The organism is Clostridium sp. CM036 (genome assembly GCF_055081135.1).
This window is the reverse complement of sequence record NZ_CM143652.1, coordinates 3701735-3721121: the sequence shown is the minus strand read 5'-3', so window position 1 is coordinate 3721121 and position 19387 is coordinate 3701735. Positions and strand designations below refer to the sequence as shown.

At 32.0% G+C, this 19387-nt stretch carries 18 protein-coding genes and 1 other annotated feature; of the genes, 6 read left to right on the top strand and 12 right to left on the bottom strand.

Going from position 1 to position 19387, the window contains the following annotated elements; all coding sequences use genetic code 11:
- Positions 1-161: 161 nt before the first annotated feature.
- The 6 genes from ACWJKE_RS17645 to ACWJKE_RS17620 all read right to left on the bottom strand — a co-directional run bounded on the left by ACWJKE_RS17645 (position 162) and on the right by ACWJKE_RS17620 (position 9355).
- Positions 162-1850, bottom strand: coding sequence for a peptide ABC transporter substrate-binding protein (locus ACWJKE_RS17645; protein ID WP_253198198.1), 1689 nt, complete (start codon positions 1848-1850; stop codon positions 162-164).
- A 95-nt stretch (positions 1851-1945) separates the two neighbouring features.
- Positions 1946-2923: an ABC transporter ATP-binding protein gene (locus ACWJKE_RS17640; RefSeq protein WP_216303282.1), complete on the bottom strand. Its 978-nt coding sequence runs from the start codon at positions 2921-2923 to the stop codon at positions 1946-1948.
- On the bottom strand, positions 2923-3933 hold the full coding sequence (locus tag ACWJKE_RS17635) for an ABC transporter ATP-binding protein (RefSeq protein WP_216303283.1): 1011 nt from the start codon (positions 3931-3933) through the stop codon (positions 2923-2925). The genes ACWJKE_RS17640 and ACWJKE_RS17635 overlap by 1 nt, the downstream gene beginning before the upstream one ends.
- Positions 3934-3947: 14 nt before the next feature.
- Positions 3948-4886, bottom strand: coding sequence for an ABC transporter permease (locus ACWJKE_RS17630; RefSeq protein ID WP_165413896.1), 939 nt, complete (start codon positions 4884-4886; stop codon positions 3948-3950).
- A 16-nt stretch (positions 4887-4902) separates the two neighbouring features.
- Positions 4903-5820, bottom strand: coding sequence for an ABC transporter permease (locus ACWJKE_RS17625; RefSeq protein ID WP_216303284.1), 918 nt, complete (start codon positions 5818-5820; stop codon positions 4903-4905).
- A gap of 892 nt (positions 5821-6712) precedes the next feature.
- On the bottom strand, positions 6713-9355 hold the full coding sequence (locus tag ACWJKE_RS17620; RefSeq protein WP_216303286.1) for a valine--tRNA ligase: 2643 nt from the start codon (positions 9353-9355) through the stop codon (positions 6713-6715).
- Positions 9356-9438: 83 nt separating this feature from the next.
- Positions 9439-9664 (bottom strand) — a binding site (T-box leader).
- A gap of 173 nt (positions 9665-9837) precedes the next feature.
- Here ACWJKE_RS17620 and ACWJKE_RS17615 point away from each other — a divergent pair.
- Positions 9838-10860 (top strand): ABC transporter substrate-binding protein, encoded by a 1023-nt coding sequence (locus ACWJKE_RS17615; RefSeq protein WP_220287396.1) that lies wholly within the window; start codon positions 9838-9840, stop codon positions 10858-10860.
- Positions 10861-11208: 348 nt separating this feature from the next.
- Positions 11209-11802 carry a hypothetical protein gene (locus ACWJKE_RS17610; protein WP_462959057.1) on the top strand — a complete coding sequence of 198 codons (594 nt, stop codon included), beginning with the start codon at positions 11209-11211 and terminating at the stop codon, positions 11800-11802.
- Between the two features lie 124 nt (positions 11803-11926).
- On the opposite strand, the gene ACWJKE_RS17605 is transcribed toward ACWJKE_RS17610, so the two are convergent.
- Both ACWJKE_RS17605 and ACWJKE_RS17600 read right to left on the bottom strand, forming a co-directional pair.
- A complete protein-coding gene (locus ACWJKE_RS17605) occupies positions 11927-12745 on the bottom strand; it encodes an IS3 family transposase (protein WP_253198320.1) in 819 nt (272 codons plus the stop codon).
- A 74-nt stretch (positions 12746-12819) separates the two neighbouring features.
- A complete protein-coding gene (locus tag ACWJKE_RS17600) occupies positions 12820-13503 on the bottom strand; it encodes a helix-turn-helix domain-containing protein (protein ID WP_258280590.1) in 684 nt (227 codons plus the stop codon).
- A gap of 114 nt (positions 13504-13617) precedes the next feature.
- Here ACWJKE_RS17600 and ACWJKE_RS17595 point away from each other — a divergent pair, with 114 nt between their 5' ends.
- The 4 genes from ACWJKE_RS17595 to ACWJKE_RS17580 all read left to right on the top strand — a co-directional run bounded on the left by ACWJKE_RS17595 (position 13618) and on the right by ACWJKE_RS17580 (position 15866).
- On the top strand, positions 13618-14154 hold the full coding sequence (locus ACWJKE_RS17595; RefSeq protein ID WP_462958831.1) for a transposase: 537 nt from the start codon (positions 13618-13620) through the stop codon (positions 14152-14154).
- Entirely contained in the window at positions 14109-14990 is an 882-nt protein-coding gene (locus tag ACWJKE_RS17590) for an IS3 family transposase (RefSeq protein WP_462959350.1), read from the top strand. The genes ACWJKE_RS17595 and ACWJKE_RS17590 overlap by 46 nt, the downstream gene beginning before the upstream one ends.
- 262 nt (positions 14991-15252) lie before the next feature.
- The gene (locus ACWJKE_RS17585) at positions 15253-15465 is read left to right on the top strand and encodes a helix-turn-helix transcriptional regulator (RefSeq protein ID WP_216302022.1); all 213 of its coding nucleotides are present in this window, start codon (positions 15253-15255) and stop codon (positions 15463-15465) included.
- 2 nt (positions 15466-15467) lie between these two features.
- On the top strand, positions 15468-15866 hold the full coding sequence (locus ACWJKE_RS17580; RefSeq protein ID WP_216302021.1) for a hypothetical protein: 399 nt from the start codon (positions 15468-15470) through the stop codon (positions 15864-15866).
- 292 nt (positions 15867-16158) lie between these two features.
- On the opposite strand, the gene ACWJKE_RS17575 is transcribed toward ACWJKE_RS17580, so the two are convergent.
- The 4 genes from ACWJKE_RS17575 to ACWJKE_RS17560 form a co-directional block, all read right to left on the bottom strand.
- Complete coding sequence (locus tag ACWJKE_RS17575; protein WP_462959056.1) at positions 16159-16626, bottom strand: hypothetical protein; 468 nt, start codon at positions 16624-16626, stop codon at positions 16159-16161.
- 1 nt (position 16627) lies between these two features.
- Positions 16628-17173: a PadR family transcriptional regulator gene (locus tag ACWJKE_RS17570; protein WP_220286031.1), complete on the bottom strand. Its 546-nt coding sequence runs from the start codon at positions 17171-17173 to the stop codon at positions 16628-16630.
- A gap of 113 nt (positions 17174-17286) precedes the next feature.
- Complete coding sequence (locus tag ACWJKE_RS17565) at positions 17287-17409, bottom strand: hypothetical protein (protein ID WP_462952811.1); 123 nt, start codon at positions 17407-17409, stop codon at positions 17287-17289.
- Between the two features lie 239 nt (positions 17410-17648).
- Entirely contained in the window at positions 17649-18974 is a 1326-nt protein-coding gene (locus ACWJKE_RS17560) for an IS3 family transposase (RefSeq protein WP_462959040.1), read from the bottom strand.
- Between the last annotated feature and the right edge of the window lie 413 nt (positions 18975-19387).

Sequence of the window (19387 nt, the reverse complement as noted above, 5' to 3'; positions counted from 1 at the left end):
GTATAGATACTGCCTACTAATACCTGAGAAAATATTAGAGACGGTTAACATCTATTCCCCCATTAGATCTGTTAACCCACCTCTTTTATTTTCATAAAAATGCCCTACAGCATAGACTTTTATCTACTCTATAGGGCATTTTATTATTTTGCTATTTTATGTTATTTAGCAGCAGTTACGTAGGCTTTTTGGAACCAATGTTTTCCTAAAGCTGATGTACGAACTCCCATAATATTTGGTTTTGAAACCATTGTATTTGTATACCCATAAATAGGAATTACAACATCATTGTTCATAATAATGTCTTCTGCTTCATGCAAAATAGCCATTCTCTTAGCTGGATCTAATTCCTTTTTTGCAGCTATTATTTTTGCATCATATGCTGGATTACTGTATCCAGCGTCATTATTTCCTGAACTTGTTGTAAATAAATCAAGGAATGTCATTGGATCTGTGTAGTCTGCATTCCAGCCATTTCTTGCAAGAATATATTGCTTAGTATTTCTTGTTTGTATGAATACCTTCCATTCTTGGTTCTTAAGTTCTATATTTACTCCAAGATTTGTTTTCCACATATCTTGAACTGCAGCAGCTATATTTTGGTGTCCCGCAAGGGTGTTATAGAGTAAAGTTATTTTAGGGAATCCTTTTCCATCTGGATACCCTGCTTCAGCTAGTAATTTTTTAGCTTGAGCTATATCTCCCTCCGCTGGGTAGTAAGCTTTATTTGCAAAATCCTTACCATTTGGTTCTAGACTCCCTTTTGGAACAAATGACGTTGCTGGGGTTTGCCCACCTTTACTAACGTTATCAACTATGTCTTTTCTGTTAAGGGCAAGCGATAATGCTTTTCTTACTTTAGGGTTTTGTATAGCCTTAGCAGCCTCTGGATTTATCTTAACCGCCTCTGCTGTAAGATTTAGCACATAGTAGTAAGTTGCATAATTAGGAGTGATTTTGCAACTACCATCTGCTACAAGCGCAGGAATTTCTGATTGTGGTGGGTCTTTAATGAGATCCATTTGACCGGCTTTATATGCTGAAAGTGCTGCTGTTTGATCCTCTAACATTTTATAGTTAAGAGTATCAAGTTTAATATTTTTAACATCCCAATATTTGTCGTTTTTTACAAAAGTCAAAACATCCTTAGGTTTCCATTCTTTCATTTTAAATGCACCATTAGTAATATAAGTTGCAGGTTTGGTTGCCCAAGAAGCATCTTTATCTGCTACATCTTTTCTAATCGGCATATATGTTTCGAAAGCCATAAGTGATAAGAAGTAAGCAGTTGGGTTCTCGAGGGTAACTACAAGAGTTGAATCATCTTTAGCCTTAACTCCGACTTCATCAACAGTTGCTGATTTTACACCAGCTGTTTTCTTGTCAGCTGCAAGTTCGCTTTCATTATACCCTTGGGCATTCTTCAAGTAAAAAAGTTGATAAGAATATACAGAAGCAGTTGCAGGCTTTAAAACTCTTTTCCACGCATATTCGAAATCACCAGCAACAACTGGTTTGCCATCTGACCATTGAGCGCCACTTCTAATATGAAACGTATAAGTCAAACCATCTTTTGACATTTCATACCTATCAGCCATACCTGGAATTGGTTTATCTTTATCATCCAATCTCATCAAACCCTCAAAAGCATTTCCGATAACATCTGCACTGTCACTTGCCTGACTTAATGCTGGATCGATAGTCTTAGGTTCTGCACCTAAATTGAAAGTTATTACCTGCGGCACCTTGCCATTAGCCTCTGGTGCTGCTTTAGTGCCACAGCCCGATAGCAATGATACCCCTAAGGTTACCGCAAGCAAAGTTGCACTAATCTTTGTTGATTTATTCATTTTTATTATTCCCCCCTGTTATATATATAACTATTCGTTGCAAAGCATCGAATTATACTCAATAATATATTCGCTAAACAAAATTTTTATACCATTTAAAATAAATGACAAGCCACAAAGTGGTCTGCCCCTAAATTTTTAAGCTCTGGGTCTACCTCTGAACATATTGCCTTAGCATATTTACATCTACCTTTAAATCTACATCCCGGTGGAGGATCTATAGGTGATGGTATTTCTCCCTCAAGCATAATCCTCTTTCTTAGTGCTGCACCTTCAGGGTCCGGTATTGGAATAGCCGAAAGTAGCGCCTGAGTATATGGATGCATTGGGAGGCTATATACCTCATCACTTTTACCTATTTCAACCATTTTACCTAAATACATAACTCCAATTCTATTTGATATATGCTTAACCATTGATAAATCATGAGCTATAAAAAGATATGTTAATCCCATATTTTCTTGCAACTCTTCGAGCATATTTATAATCTGTGCTTGTATGGAAACATCAAGTGCAGATATAGGTTCATCACAAATTATAAATTCTGGTTGCACTGCTAGAGACCTAGCTATACCAATTCTTTGTCTTTGACCGCCAGAAAATTCATGTGGATATCTGCTAGAATGTTCACTGTTTAATCCCACCGTTGTTAACAGTTCTTGAATTCTTGCCATTCTATCCTTACCTTTATAAACACCATGAATGTCAATTGATTCACCAACTATGTCGCCAACAGTCATTCTTGAATTTAACGAAGCATAGGGGTCTTGGAATATCATTTGAATTTTTTTTCTATAAGGAAGCATCTGCTTTTGACTTAACTTTGATAAATCATGTCCATCGTATATTATTTGTCCACCAGTTGGTTCATATAGCTTTATTATTGTTCTTCCACAGGTTGTTTTACCACAGCCTGATTCTCCCACAAGCCCTAAAGTCTCACCTTTATTGATCGTAAAAGAAATACCATCTACTGCTTTTACATAACTATGAGCTGTACCAAACAATCCCTTTTTAACAGGAAAATATTTTTTCAAATCTTTTATTTCAACTAATACTTTTTCAACACTCATTATAAACTCCCCCTTCCAACAGGTGCTTTTACCTTAGGTGCACTAGGGTGATTTAGAAAGCAAGCTGCATTATGCTCAGGACTAATTTGAAATAATGGCGGTCTTTGCTTTTCACAAATCTTCATAGAATAATTACATCTAGCTGCAAATGGACATCCCACAGGAGGTTTTAACAAATCTGGCGGTTGACCCTCTATTGGTTTCAGTTTTTCCCTTATGGTACTTTGGGGATTTGGAATACTATTTAAAAGCCCCCAAGTATATGGATGCCTTGGATTATAAAATAAGTCCTTAGTAGACCCCGTCTCTGCAATTAATCCACCGTACATAACATTTATTCTGTCGCAAACATCTGCAACCACGCCTAAATCATGCGTTATAAGAATAATAGAAGTGTTTAATTTTTCTTTAATATCCTTCATAAGTTCAAGAATTTGTGCCTGTATAGTAACATCTAGGGCTGTTGTAGGTTCATCTGCAATTAACAATTTTGGTTCACAACATAATGCCATAGCAATCATTGCACGTTGTCTCATACCACCAGAAAATTCATGAGGGTATTGTTTCATTCTTTTTTCAGGACTTGGGATTCCAACTAATGAAAGCATTTTCACTGACTTATCAAAAGCTTCTTGCTTACTTAATCCTCTATGTTTAAGTAATGGTTCCATTATTTGATTACCTATGTTGAATACAGGATTTAGGGAAGTCATGGGGTCCTGAAATATCATTCCAATTTCATTTCCTCTTATTTTTTCCATTTCTTTCTCGGAAATCTTTGCTAAATCTTTTCCTTGGAATAGCATTTCACCATCTATTATTTTCCCTGTATCAGCAAGTAGTCTCATAAGTGACATCATAGTAACGCTTTTTCCACTTCCGGATTCTCCAACTATTCCAAGAGCCTCACCTTTATTTAAGTAAAAGGATACTCCACCTACAGCCTGCACCTCTCCTACATGTGTAAAAAAAGATGTTTTTAAATTATTTATTTCAAGTAATTTTTCCATAATTCCCCCCTTACTTATTTTCTCATCTTTGGATCTAGAGCATCTCTTAAGCCGTCACCAAGGAAATTAAATGCAAGTATTGTTAAACATATTGCCATCGCCGGGAAAAACAATTGTAATGGGTAAAGTTGGTATCCATCTAATGCTTCTGACGCAAGGCTTCCCCATGATGCTTGAGGTGCAGAAATTCCAAGTCCTATAAAACTAAGAAAAGCTTCTGTAAAAATAGCACCCGGTACAGACATTGTCATTGTTACTATTATCGGTCCCATACTATTTGGAATAAGATGTTTTAGTATTATTCTCATGCTAGACGCACCTGAAACCTTTGCAGCAAGGACAAATTCCTGTTCCTTTAGTGCCATAACTTGCGAACGAACTATTCTTGCCATTACCACCCAAAAGGATATTGCCATTGCAATTATAATATTTAACATACCCCCATCGGCTGATGGATGATTTGGTTTAGTAAGTATAACCATCAAGAGAATAACATAAATCATACTAGGTACTGACCAAATTACATCAACAATCCTCATCATTAAATTATCAACAATACCACCTGCATATCCTGCAATACTACCATACAAAATTCCTACAACAAGATTTAATATACTTGCAACATATGCAATGATAAGTGAAATTCTTGCTCCATATAATATTCTTACAAATTGGTCGCGACCAAACTTATCAGTACCGAGCCAATGAGTCGCACTAGGGTTTTGGTTTGCAATTCTAAAATTCTGAGAATAATAATTATACTTTGATAACATTGGGCCAACTATAGCAAGTATAGTTATTAATATAACAAAAACTAATCCTCCCATCGCAAGCTTGTTTTGTTTTAATCTTCTCCAAGCATCCTGTAGATAAGTTTCACTTGGTCTAACTATCTCATTCATTTTTTTCTTGTCATTTGGTATTTTTTCAAATAACTCACTATTTATCTCCATGTTTATGCACCCCCTATTATTCAATTTTTATTCTTGGGTCAATTACTGCGTAAAGTATATCAACAACAAAATTAGAAAGTACTAAGAAGGTAGCATCTAAAGTTACAAAACCTATTATCACGGTGTAATCTCTGTTTGTTATGCTTGTAATGAATTCTCGGCCCATACCTGGGATACCAAACAGCCCTTCAATTACAAAGCTACCAGTTAAAACAGCAGCAAGAAGTGGTCCAATATAAGTTACAATAGGAATTAATGAGTTTCTTAAAGCATGTTTATATATAACTGCATTTTTAGAAAGTCCCTTAGCCCTTGCAACTCTAATATAATCCGTCCTTATAACATCAAGTAAAGCCGACCTTCCAAGTCTTGCAACAAAGGCCATCGAAGATGCTCCAAGAGCAATTGACGGAAGAACATAATCCATAGGAGATTCAAGCCCTATGGCATGAAATATACCCATCCTTATTGCGAATACATAAATCATTAGTGTCGCAATTACAAAACTTGGTACCGTAATTCCAATGGTTGAAATAAACATACATAATTTATCCGGCCATTTTCCTTGATGGAGGGCTGCAACTATTCCTAGATATACACCTAATACCATAGCAAACCCTACAGAAACCACACCTAATCTAGCAGAAACCGGAAGAGAATATCCTATAATTTCATTAACTGTTCTTCCTTCATATGTCATTGAAGGACCTAGGTCCCCATGCGAAAGATTTTTTAGATACATAGTGTATTGTTTAAATACAGGTTTGTCCAAACCAAATTTCTTGTTCAAATTCTCTAAAACCTGTGGATTAAGCTTTTTTTCACCAGAAAATGGTCCGCCAGGCATTAATCGCATTAAGAAAAAAGTTATTGTGATAACGACGAAGATTGTAATCACAGTTGAAAATAGTCTTTTAACAAAGAAATTTAACATCTTTTGCCCCCCCATCTTATAATATTGGTACTTTTCTTCCCCCTTATATAAACACTAATCTTGTTTTTTGAATTATAGCTTATTATCTTACCTTTATTAATTTTAAGAATACAAGATTATCTCGTTGTTGAAAGATTCGAATTACTTACACTATTGAAGTTGCTCCGGATAAATATTTCATTTTAAAATATTTTCATGTAACTATTCCGTTATCAAATCATTTGATTTATCCGATTTTTTTTAACATGTCCATTTTACAACAATAAAATAATTAAATATATTATTCATATATCTTTTATATTCCTTCATATTTCATAGCCATCTTAACCTTTATAAATGCTGATATGAAAAATATTCACAGTATTATTTTGCACTATCGTAGGTCCTCCCCTTTAATCTTATTTTAAGTATAATAATATTTTTCCAGAAGTCAATGTATTTTTTGTAAGTAAATCCATATATTATCCATATTTTATTTGTGATTCCTTCGTGTTTTTTATATATTTTGTATGTTTTGTAAAATACATTAGTATATATAACAGGTTTCATTATGAAAATAAATTCATAGTAATCTATATTTCTATTTATGAAAAAGGAATTAATAATAGAATTAAACTAATGAAATATATTTTTATATGTTTCATTTATTTTAATAGTTGGCCACCTCTAAATTAGATTCACCTTTTTTCACTTATCTTATAGTAGATCAAATTAGAGAATCTTTTCTCCTGTTCTTTATCAATACACCTTGCATAATTATTGGTATGCTGAACTCACACCATTCATTTTTTTCAATATTCCAACTTTTTATTTGTATGGTAAAAACAAAAAAAACTATAGAATAGACTTTTCAAGTGTCTATTCTATAGTTTATCTTGCTTTTTATTAAAGATTATTTCAAGTTTTCTATACTTTTAATTACTAAATCATACATTTCTTTATATTTTTCGCCCTTAGCTTTTTCCTCATCAACCACTTCAATTGGAGCTTTAGCTGTGAATCTTTCATTACAAAGCTTTTTCTCTACTCTATCTATTTCTTTTTTTAGTTTTTCTTTTTCTTTATTTAATCTTTCTAATTCTTTTTCTAAGTCTACAAGCTCAAGTAATGGCATATATACCTGCGCGCCCTTAGTTACTACTGTAACTACATTTTCTGGTGCTTCGGCTTTTGTAGCTAGAAACTTAACCTCACTAGCTGATGCAAGTTTTTGAAAATAAACCATCCCTTCCTCAAATGCTTCTTTTGCCTCTGTAGCATATATAAATACTTTAGCTTTTCTTGAAGGTGCTACATTCATATCCGATCTAGCATTTCTTACGTCTTTTATCGCTTCTATGATATAATTCATATTTTCCTGCGCTTTTTCATCTTTAAGAGCATCGTCATACTCTGGCCACTTAGAAATCGTTATAGATTCATACTCATTATCTAAGTGAGTATAAATTTCTTCTGTTATAAATGGCATAACAGGATGAAGTAATTTAAGCCCAGTTTTTAATACATTGTTTAATACATTTAATGCGATGCCTTTAGCCTCTCCATCTTCTGCGTATAATACTGGTTTAACAAGTTCAATATACCAATCACAGAATTCTGTCCACATGAAATCATGAGTCTTTTGAAGTGCTATCCCTATTTCATATTTCTCAATATTTTCTGTAACTTCTTTTATTACAGTGTTCATTCTTGATAATATCCATTTGTCTGCAACAGTGTAATTTTTATTATCTTTATATTTCTCCATTAATTCGCAATTATTGTTCATCATAACAAATCTAGAAGCATTCCAAATTTTATTAGCAAAGTTTCTAGCTGCTTCAACTCTTGACTCATAGAACCTTATATCACTGCCTGGAGAGTTTCCTGTTGCGAGCGAAAACCTTAACGCATCTGAACCATATTGGTCTATTACGTCTAATGGATCAATACCATTTCCCAGAGACTTAGACATTTTTCTTCCTTGATCATCTCTAACCATTCCATGTATTACTACTGTTTCAAATGGCACTTCCCCTAAATTATAAATCCCTGAAAAAATCATTCTTGCTACCCAGAAGAATATAATATCATATCCAGTTACTAAAACACTTGTTGGATAGAACTGTTTTAAATCCTCTGTGTTATTTGGAAAGCCAAGTGTTGAGAAAGGCCACAATGCTGAACTAAACCAAGTATCAAGCACATCTTTATCTTGATTAAGATTTGTACTATTACATTTACTGCAACTTGTTGGCGCATTAACTGTAACTATAATTTCCCCACAATCTTTGCAATACCATACTGGTATTCTATGTCCCCACCATAACTGTCTTGATATACACCAATCTTGAATATTCTCCATCCAATTGAAGTATGTTTTTTCAAATCTTTCAGGAACAAATTTAGTTTTATTTTCCCGTACAGCCTCTATAGCTGGTTTTGCAAGTGATTTCATTTTAACATACCATTGTTTTGATAACATTGGTTCTACAGTGGTTTTACACCTATCATGAGTACCTACATTATGAGCGTGGTCTTTTATTTTAACAAGTAGTCCTGCATTATGTAAATCTTCTACCATGACCTTTCTTGCGTCATATTTATCAAGACCTGAATATTTTCCATAACCCTCGCATATAGCTGCATTTTCATCCAAAACCACTATTTCTGGAAGATTATGTCTTTTTCCTACTTGGTAATCATTAGGATCATGTGCTGGAGTAATTTTAACTGCGCCTGTTCCAAACTCTATATCAACATAATCATCTGCAATTATTGGTATTTCTCTATTTACTAGAGGTAGCATTATTTTTTTTCCTACTAAATGTGTATACCGTGGATCTTTAGGATTTACAGCTACCGCCGTATCTCCAAGCATAGTTTCCGGCCTCGTGGTAGCTATTTCTAAAAACTCATCGCTACCTATTATTGGATATTTAACATGCCAGAAGTGCCCCTCTTGTTCTTCAAACTCTATTTCAGCATCTGAAATTGCCGTCATGCATTTTGGGCACCAATTTGTTATCCTATTGCCTTGGTATATTAGTCCATCCTTATATAATTTAACGAAAACTTCTCTTACTGCATGGTTTAAGTTTTCATCCATGGTAAAGCTTTCCCTAGTAAAATCAACAGAACATCCCATTTTCTTTATTTGTCCTCTTATTTTTTCTCTATATTCATTAGTCCACTCCCAAACTTTTTCAAGGAAGGCTTCTCTTCCCATTTCTTTTTTCTTAAGCCCTTTTTTTAAAAGTTCATTTTCAACCTTTACTTCTGTTGCAATACTAGCATGGTCCTCACCAGGAAGCCACAAGGTATTGTACCCTTGCATTCTTTTAGTTCTTATTAGAATATCTTGAAGAGTATTATCAAGAGCATGCCCTAAATGTAATTTTCCTGTAATGTTTGGTGGGGGCATTACTATTGTAAATGGTTTTTTATCTTTATCAACGGTTGGAGTAAAAAATCCTTTTTCTTCCCACCATGCGTAAAGTCGTTCTTCAAACTCTTTTGGATCATAATTCTTAGCAATATTATTATTTTCTTCCATTATTAACTCCTCCTAAACAATAATTAGTATGTCAATTTATTTTAGCAATAAATTTCAAACAATAAAAAAAGAGCCTTCGTCTATAAAAGGACGAAAAGCTCGCGGTACCACCTTTTTTCCTACAATTTTGCAGGCTCTTTAAAATTTAACGATTAAGAAAACCGTCTTTGCCATCTACTCATAATTACATGAATTGGCAAAGAAGCTCCGAAGCTACCTTCAAGGTTTTTCATATAGAAGATCTTACAGCCTCTGGATCTTCCTCTCTTAATATTATTTTCCCCTACTCCTCTTCATCTACGCTTTTGAATGTTTTATGAAATTATTATCTAGTTGTTCAATTATTATTCACTTGTCTTTCATTTATTGTATACCTCTTAATTTACATATGTCAAGGTATTTCATTTTTGAATTTAAAATGTCACATCTACACGCTCTTTCATATTATATAATTATAGCAACTATATAATATGGAGGTATCTATGAAGCTTAAAAAAATTTCGATTTTTTCCCTGTTTCTTTCTTTCGCCTTGATAACCACCTTATTTTCCGGCTGTAAAAAGAAACCTAGTGATGCTTTAGTAAAAGTAAAATTAAGTGAAGTAGTTCGTTCTATTTTCTATGCCCCTATGTATGCAGCTATTTCTCAAGGCTTCTTTAAAGAAGAGGGTATTGAAATCAACCTTTCAACTGGGCAAGGAGCGGACAAAACTATGCAGCAGGTATTAAGCAAATCTGTAGATATAGGTTTCTGTGGACCTGAGCAAGTTATTTACATCTATAATCAACACCGAGAAGACTATCCTGTTATTTTTGCACAATTAACACAAAAAGATGGATCTTTCTTAGTAGGCAGAAATGCTGAAGCGAATTTCAAATGGGAATCCTTAAAGGGTAAAACTGTAATAGGAGGAAGACCTGGCGGCGTACCTGAAATGGCTTTTGAGTATGTCTTAAAAAATCATGGTATTAAACCAGTCATTGATATAAATCTTGTTACAAACCTCGCTTTCACAGCTACGTCCGGTGCTTTCAAGGGCGGAGCAGGTAATTATGTTACTCTTTTTGAACCTAGTGCTAGTATGATGAAAAAAGATAATTCTGGACATATTGTAGCCTCCATCGGAGCGTCCGCTGGAACCATACCTTATACATGTTTTTTTTCCACAAAATCTTATATAGAAAAAAATCCAGAAATGGTTCAAAAATTCACTAATGCAATATATAAAGGTCAAAAATGGGTAAGTAGTCATTCCGATAAAGAAGTAATGACTTCAATTAAATCTTATTTCCCTGGCGCAGATGAGGCTGTTCTTACTTCATCCATTAAAAACTATAGAGATATAAATGCTTTTGCGCCGAACCCAATATTAAAATCAGATGACTTAACAAAGCTTATGGATATAATACAATCTTATAACGCAGCGTTAATTCCCGAAAGACCATCTTTTAATAAAATCGTCAACAATTCCTTTAGCGACAAAGCCGTAAAAGACTTAAAATAAAAAGTAAAAAAGTATACATTACTATTAATGCATTCACTTCGCTAAGAACTACTAATTTTATTTTTAATTAATTTGCTAAAAAACATAAACTCGCTGTCGCTCAAACATATGTTTTTCGTAACGCATCTTAATTAAACATAAAATAAGAATTTCCAAATGAAAACTCAACCTCAATTATCAACTCTCAACTATAAAAAAGGCTATGTTTAAATTTAATGTTGATAATTAACATTTTCTGAATATTCGGATATAATAAGACTATATAAAGTATTCCGCAGATTTTATTATGGCAAGCTTAACGGTAAGCAATTTATATATAATAAAGGGGGAATAATCCTGAAAAAAATAATGAAATTATTCAGTCTACTATTTTTAATAACTATAGCTTTTACTGGATGTAAAAGTTCAGATGAAAACAATGCACAAAAAGTTGCTCAAGAACTTGGAAGAAATCTCTACACGGTAAATACAGAAAAAGTTGCTGAGTATAAGAAACTTCTTAGGGAAGGTAAAAAAATGGATATAGCAAGTGGAAATCCCACAAATACTGATGGAGTTATACCACATACACAGGAATATATCAAAATTATACAGTCCCTTGATAAAAATTTACTACCTTTAATGACAGCAAAGGGGTATGAAACTATTGCGGGACATTACAATATTGTGGCTACAAAGTTCTGTAATGACAATAATTATACTTTACATGTTACAGACTTTATCTTAGATAAAAATTTGTATGGTGAGAAAGAAGATAAAGCTGGATATTATTATGAAGCTAAATTGAAGTTTATTTCTACTAATGGGAAGTCTGAACGAACTGATACAGCAAAAGGATATATAGGGCTTTTAAACGAAAATGGTAAGTGGAAGGTATTTGTTTACAAATCAGAAGCAGACCCAAATTTGTATATTGAGCTAATGAAAAAAATTAAAAAATAAATGATAATATTAATATATAAATTAAGGGAAGTCACAAATAAAATTGAACTGCCCCCTGTCAAGTAGACAGTGGAAATAATTAAAGATTTTATGTAAGGCGTCTATCATTTGGTAGGCGCTTTATTTATGCTGCATTACCTAATAGATATCGCTGATATTCCATTGGTGTCATGCACTTTAAACGTTTTTGATAACGTCTATTATTATAATATTCTATATAGTCTTCAATCGATTTCTTTAAGCTTTCATAGTCTTCAAATTTATGAAGATAATACATTTCTGTTTTTAAGATTCCCCAAAATCCTTCCATTGGACCATTATCAATACAATGCCCAACCCTCGACATGCTCTGTATCATTCCAGCTTTTTTTAGTTTTTCTTTAAATATTTTTGAAGTATACTGGAAACCTCGGTCACTATGAAATATTGGTTTAGCATCAGGGTATACTTTAACAGCAAGATTAAAGGTTTGATAAACCAATTGGTTATTATTAGAATGACCAATGACATATGAAACAATACTTCTATCACCTAAATCAAATATTGCACTTAGATAAGCCTTTTGTCCACTTCTCCCATATTTAAACTCGGTTACATCTGTAAGCCATTTTTTATTGACTTGTTCTGCTTTAAAATTTCTATCCAAAATATTTTCTGCAGTAACTTCAGGAGTTGACTTAATATAATTATATCTTTTTTTTCTGCATACGGATTTTAATCCTAATATCTGCATCAGACGATAAATTCGTTTATAATTAACTTTTTTATTATATTCTCTACGGATTTTAATCGTCATCTGGCGATAGCCTAAGATACCGTCTTTTTCCTCATATAACTCACAAATAAGCTTTAATAATTCTTCGTTTTTCAATACTCGGTTACTTTTTTCTCTGTGTAGCCATTTATAATATGCAGAATGGCTAACGCCGCCTATAATGCACAACTCAGTTATAGGAAATTTATCTTTGTTAGATAATTCTTGGATTGCAAGATAAGTATCTTCGTATCTAGCTTCGCTTAATATCGCCTTCTTTCTATCTCTTGGATTTTTTTTAGAAGAGCATTCTCCATCCGTAATCTTCTATTTTGTGCTTCTAAAAGCTTGTATTGAGCTTTTAGCTTTTCATCTTCTGTCATTAACTCTTCAGCCTTTGGCTTTCCACGTCGGTCCAAAAGCCCTTCAATACCAAACTGATTATACTTCTTCATCCAGGTATAAATCTGAGGATAAGATACCTTATATTTTTCAACAGTTTTATTATAACTGTTATTGTTTTCAATACAGTACTTTATGATTTCAATGCGTTCAATATAAGAAGTTTTGCGTCCTTTGGTCATGATTATTTTTCCTCCTGTTCCAGAAGATTTTATGTTTTCATGACCATTATACTTCTTTATCCAATTGCATAAAACTGTATTTGACGAAATATGATACTTAATGCATAAATCATTCAGTGAGCCATGCCCATCAAGATATTCTTTTACAATGTTAATCTTGATTTTGGCAGTATAAGAAGTATTTTTGCTAGAATGTTTTAACCCAGCTTCACCTTCTGATTTATATCGTATTACCCATTTTTGAAAAGAACTCTTATGTACTTGAAGTTTGTTGCATAAACTTAACATACTAGCTTTTCCATTTAAATATGATGTTACAGCCTTAATTTTTTGTTGGTCTGATATAGTTGATTTTCTTCCCATAAAAAAATAGCCCTCCTTATAGTAAACAGTTTTATTATTTTAACTGTCTACCATGAACTGCTCCCCTTTTATTGGACAAAGTATTATAATTGTTTATATAAGGGGTGATTTTTTTTGAAAGTAAAATACACACTTGAAAAGCGTTTAGAAATACTTGATGAATGGAAGAAAGCTAATAATGGCTCACGCAATGCTCTAGCAAGAAAATATGATGTCGCTCCCCAAACAATACGAGGATGGGAAAAAATTCAGGAGTTACATGGCGACGATGCACTTATACCTCGTAATGGAAAACGGAATAAATATACAGGTGACTTTCGAATAAAGGTTGCAGAAGAATTAATAAATAGTGGTCTTTCAAAACATGAGATATGTTCTAAATATAATCTTAATGAATCTTTAGTTCTTAGATGGAAAAAACTCTATATTGAAAATGGCAAAGAATTTTTAGCTATAGATCATCGTGGCCGAAAAAAAGGAGAACCTATAAAGAATATAATCAGCACTTGTAAAAACTTAAAACTAAGCGATTTACAAACAAAAACGGAGAAGGCTCTTTACAATGAAAACGAGCGTCTTCGTGCGGAGCTAGATTACACAAAAAAATTGAATGCCTTAATTCAATCCAGGCAAACACCAAAGAAAAGGTAACAGTAATCTATGAATTAAGGCATAAATACACAATCACGCTGCTTTTAGATATAGCACAAATTCCACACAGTGTTTACTATTATTATATAAAACGAATGAACAGACTAGATAAGTATAAAAAAATAAAGCAAAAGATTATAGAACTCTTTGATAAAAATAAAAAAACATATGGTTACAGACGTATTACAGCGGAGTTACACAAACTCGGATATATAATTAATCATAAGACGGTACTAAAATTAATGAATTCTCTGGGACTGTTTTGTTGTGTAAGAATGAAGAAATATAACTCTTATAAGGGTGATGTTGGGAAAATCGCACCTAACATATTAAACAGGAATTTTAAAGCGGACAAACCTAATCAGAAATGGGTAACGGATATCAGTGAAATTTCATTTTGTGGGCAAAAAACATACGTATCAGTAATTCTGGATTTATATAATCGTGAAATTATTAGTTATGATCTTAATGACCATGCAAATATGATGCAAATTAATCATACATTGGAAGAGGCTTTTAGAAAAATACCCGATAACACGAGACTTATTTTGCATTCGGATCAGGGATGGCAATATCAACAAAAATCATATCGAAATAAATTAATAGCAAAAGGAATTCAACAAAGTATGTCACGTAAAGCAACCTGTCATGATAATGCAGTAGTAGAAAACTTTTTTAGTATTTTAAAAACTGAGCTATTGTATATAAGGGAATTTACATCAATGGAAGAAATAAAGATGGAATTAATCGATTATATCAAATACTATAACAATGATCGAATCAAACAAAGTTTGAATTGGTTAAGTCCAGTTAATTATAGAAAATCAGTAGCGTAAAAGGACCAGCAGTTACATTAAACTACTAGTCCCATACATGAAATATTTTGTTCAAATATTTTGTTCAACTTTTAGGGTTCAATTCACCATAAGGGGAGCATATCAAATGGCTTCCCTCTTTAATTGTTATTTTAATATACCCTATTATACCATTTTTCTAAGATATAGAGATATATTTAGTGTAAATATATCTTTACACTCAGTAATATTTTCTTTATAATATAAGTAAAGATATCTTTACTTATTGATTGGAGGGCTACAAATGAGGGTGATAAATCATATTCGTGAAATTCGTCAAGAAAAGATGATAACACAAGTTAAAATGGCAGAAGATTTACAAGTTACGAGGCAAACTATAAATGCAATTGAGAAAAATAAATATAATCCCAGTTTGGAGTTAGCACTAAAATTAATACAGTATTTTGATGTGCCAATTGAGGAATTATTTTATTTAGGAAAATCAAAGGGGGAATAACTATGAAAAATAAAAAATTGCAAATCTTTGGTTGGGTGTTTATCATGTTATGTATGATGATAGGTGGTTTTTGGGGTATGTATATTTTTGGTGAAGACCCTATTGAATATGTTATGCCTATTATAGGTGGGTTAGCATTCGGAAATATCATAACTTTGATTTTATATAAGTGGAATAAAAAAAGAAATGGTAATATTCCAGATGCTGATGAACGAACTCTGCTACTTTTGAAACGTTATCTTATGATTGTACTTTACGTTGTTCTTTTGGGTAGTGGGGCTATTTTACTTATTCTATATTCAATGGGTGTTCATTCTATTGAAACTGGTATGTTGATCGTATATATGATGGTATTATATATATTAATTGGGGTTGGTGCTGTTATAACAAAATGGTTATAAATCAGATAATTAATTCATTCCATAAAAAAAGTTATCCACAAATAAGGTAAGTACGGTTGTTTTGCTAAAATTCAAAGGCCTATTTTAAAATTTAGGCCGGTTCTTCGTTTTCCATAATGTACCATTTATCTTTTTAACCGTAAATGTTATTTGTATATCTTTTGAACCACCTACAGATTTATTTTGCGAATCAAATATATAAACTGAATAAATCATTTTCACATAAACTATAAATCTATAAGTATACAATATAATAAACTATGATTTGAATAACTGAGGTTTTATTGTTATATTAATATGATGAATAATAATCTATATAAGTAATTATAGTATGTGCTATCCCAAAAATCGTTAGTGGTACAATAGCAAATAGATTGTGAAGCCATATTTCTGCTAAAATGAAATAAATTACAGGAAAAACAGCCATTGATATAATCATAATAAAATTAGTACCTATTGTAAAATATGCTATCCAAAATCCATAGTATGATAATAATATTATTAACATAAAAATTGTATATCCACATAATATTGGAGAAACTTTCTTACTGACCTCAAATATCAAAAGTGCAAAAAATATCGTTTGACTGCCATGCTCAATAATATCTAATAAGAGATGTTTATTGGTTACTACCGTCGAACCATTTGGATCCTTCAATATAAAAAAGAGAATATTCGGTAGCATAGGTAATATAAAGACTATTAACCCTTTCCATGAGAATCCTATGTTATTTTGTAAAATCTCCATTACTTTATCCATATTATTCTCCCTTCTCCAAATGTTCTAAGATTTCCTTACTCCAATCAATATATAACTTTGCCTGACGTATGCCTAGATTTAATACATAAAGTATATGCTTATGATTATTATGTATTTCTATGTCTCTATTTAACTGCACATCAAACAAATTAAATAATTCCAACTTTTGTTCTGATTGTTCTTTAAACCGAATAATATGTTTTCGCATTTCCTCCACATTTTTCTCATTTGATAAAAACATTTTTAAAAGGAATTCACTTCTAGAAGTGTCTTTTTCATTATCTGCTTCCATCCATTGCCTTATCTCTTTTTCCCCTTCGGGAGTCACTTTATATCTTATTTTTTCACGTTTTATTTTTCCGTTTGATTCGTTGTTAGAAAACTCAATTAATCCTTCTTCTGTCATCTTTCTAAGTTCTGGATATATTTGCCCAAAACTCTCCTGCCAGAAGAATGACATTCGTATATCTATAATTTTTTTCATTTCATATCCGCTTAGCTCTTCTTCCTGAAGAAGTCCAAGTAATACATACCTTGTTTTTTTCACTTATGTCCTCCCCTTTATTTCACTTGTTAAAATCAATTTTCTAATATTTTGTCTTTTCATAGTTGATCCCCCATTATTATATCTTTAAGATATGTATCTTTTAGTTATATATCTTAAAGATATAATAAAAGATCTTTTTCAATTTGTGAATTATGCAAAAATATTACCTTAATAAAATTACTTCTTTCAAACTCTTCTTCCTCTTCTATTCTTTTTAATTCTGGAAAATCATCCAATGTTCATTTTCTTCTGAAATCTGCAATTAACATATAGGAAATAATTTCACCGTAAAAGTCATCTTTTAGCGTATATGCTTCAAAGTTATTTAATTTTATTGGTTTCATTTTTTCCTCCAAATAATAAATTATAATTCTACACAAAATGTATTATAAATCAGATAATTAATTCATTCCATAAAAAAAGAAGGTATTATAAACTGTTACCTATGTCAAGGACACTCTAAAAAAAGGTGCTATCAAGCTAAGAGATGGTTTCTGTATTGTACAGGAGCCATCTTTTTCAAGTCCCACTGGTATCTATAATTATTATAATATGTGATATACCTATCTATCATTTTCTTAACATTTTCAAGCGTAGTACAGGACTTTAAATCTATCTCATCTTTCATATGTCCAAAAAATGATTCCTGAGGGGCATTGTCCCAACAGTTACCTCTACGCGACATTGACTGCGATAATTTGTGCTTTTTTAGTAGCTTTTGAAATGTTGGACTTGTATAATGACTACCTTGATCTGAATGAATAAAGGCATCTTTTGTTAACGTTACTCGTCTGTTTTTAACTAGCTTCTTTATTGTATCTAAGGCTATATCAAGTGTTATTCTATCTGAAGTTTGATACGCTAATATTTCATTTGTTGAGGAGTCCTTAATTGTGGATAAGTAAGCCATTTTACTATTACCGTATGGTAAATATGTTATATCAGTAAGAAGAACCTTTCCTGGCGTAGCCTGCTTGAATTCACGATTCAAAATATTTTTTACTACGCTATGCTCTTTCGTTGCTTTAGCAATTCTTCTATATGGATTTGCCTTTCTGTGAGGACATATTATTTCATATTTGTTCATAATCCTACGGATACGTTTTATACTATATATAATATTAAATTCATTTTTCAAAGTCATTTTAATAGATCTAGAGCCTTTCTTATAACCCCTTCGATTAAACGCCTTCAATATTAAGTCCCTATCCTCTAAATCACGCTGCTCGCGTTCAATCTGTATATCCTTTGAAGCAATATAATTGTAGTACCCAGATCTAGACACTCCTGATAATTCGCATAAGTATCTGGTTACATTTTTAAAGCTATATTTTTCAATAACTTCTTTTATAGTTTTAAAAACATCGCTTGATTTGATTTTGTTATTTTTTTGTACCACCTGCCTTTCTTTCGCGTCTAATTTTTTTAACAATTCTACCTGTGCCTCAAGCAGTTTTATTTTAGCATCTTGCCTCTCTATTATTTCTTCTTTTGTAAGCTCGGTAGAGCGTAGTCTACCACTTGCCCCTTTCCTTGTGTCTTCTAACCCAATTATTCCATCTTTTTTGTAAGCTGCACTCCACCTATATGCTGATTGTTCGATTCTGCCTAATCCAATTACATTTATATCAAACCCATTTTCGGCAAAAATCTGTCTTGGTAGTTTTCCAGCTATATATTCATCTATAAATAATATTTTAAATTCATAATTATATGTGATCGCATATTCACTAACTTTTTTAACATTTTTATTATTTTCAAGGTTTATAATATCTTTTTGGGTAAATAAAATCTTACTCATTTGCCACCATCCTATCTATATATAAATTATACGAAAAAAATACCTATAATCCAAACACTTTTTTTTCAAGTGTCCTTCCTATAGGTACCATTATATTACCCCTCTCTTATATTCCATATTCTTTTATGTGTCTATATCAATAAATTCCATACTTTTTCATCATAATACATTGTGTGGAATATGATGATTTGAATATTTTTTCTTGGATTATGCTAACAAAAGTATATATTGCGTAAAATGCATTTGAACTAGCCTTAGTGATTCTTAATTTATTTTAATTACAGATGGGTGAAGAAAAATATATGTTTGAGCGTAAGCGAGTTTGTATTTTTTAGCAACTGTAAATAAAATAGATTTTAGAATTACTTCGCGATGTGAAATCACTTAGCAATATATACTTTTCGTTGTAGCAT

What these genes read in the sequence shown, in the direction of transcription:
- ACWJKE_RS17585 (WP_216302022.1), top strand. Translation starts at nt 15,253, where the DNA reads ATGAGGGTGATAAATCATATTCGTGAAATTCGTCAAGAAAAGATGATA.
- ACWJKE_RS17615 (WP_220287396.1), top strand. Translation starts at nt 9,838, where the DNA reads ATGAAGCTTAAAAAAATTTCGATTTTTTCCCTGTTTCTTTCTTTCGCC.
- ACWJKE_RS17620 (WP_216303286.1), bottom strand. Translation starts at nt 9,355, where the DNA reads ATGGAAGAAAATAATAATATTGCTAAGAATTATGATCCAAAAGAGTTT.
- ACWJKE_RS17630 (WP_165413896.1), bottom strand. Translation starts at nt 4,886, where the DNA reads ATGGAGATAAATAGTGAGTTATTTGAAAAAATACCAAATGACAAGAAA.
- ACWJKE_RS17560 (WP_462959040.1), bottom strand. Translation starts at nt 18,974, where the DNA reads ATGAGTAAGATTTTATTTACCCAAAAAGATATTATAAACCTTGAAAAT.
- ACWJKE_RS17640 (WP_216303282.1), bottom strand. Translation starts at nt 2,923, where the DNA reads ATGAGTGTTGAAAAAGTATTAGTTGAAATAAAAGATTTGAAAAAATAT.
- ACWJKE_RS17580 (WP_216302021.1), top strand. Translation starts at nt 15,468, where the DNA reads ATGAAAAATAAAAAATTGCAAATCTTTGGTTGGGTGTTTATCATGTTA.
- ACWJKE_RS17610 (WP_462959057.1), top strand. Translation starts at nt 11,209, where the DNA reads ATGAAATTATTCAGTCTACTATTTTTAATAACTATAGCTTTTACTGGA.
- ACWJKE_RS17600 (WP_258280590.1), bottom strand. Translation starts at nt 13,503, where the DNA reads ATGGGAAGAAAATCAACTATATCAGACCAACAAAAAATTAAGGCTGTA.
- ACWJKE_RS17625 (WP_216303284.1), bottom strand. Translation starts at nt 5,820, where the DNA reads ATGTTAAATTTCTTTGTTAAAAGACTATTTTCAACTGTGATTACAATC.
- ACWJKE_RS17575 (WP_462959056.1), bottom strand. Translation starts at nt 16,626, where the DNA reads ATGGATAAAGTAATGGAGATTTTACAAAATAACATAGGATTCTCATGG.
- ACWJKE_RS17635 (WP_216303283.1), bottom strand. Translation starts at nt 3,933, where the DNA reads ATGGAAAAATTACTTGAAATAAATAATTTAAAAACATCTTTTTTTACA.
- ACWJKE_RS17645 (WP_253198198.1), bottom strand. Translation starts at nt 1,850, where the DNA reads ATGAATAAATCAACAAAGATTAGTGCAACTTTGCTTGCGGTAACCTTA.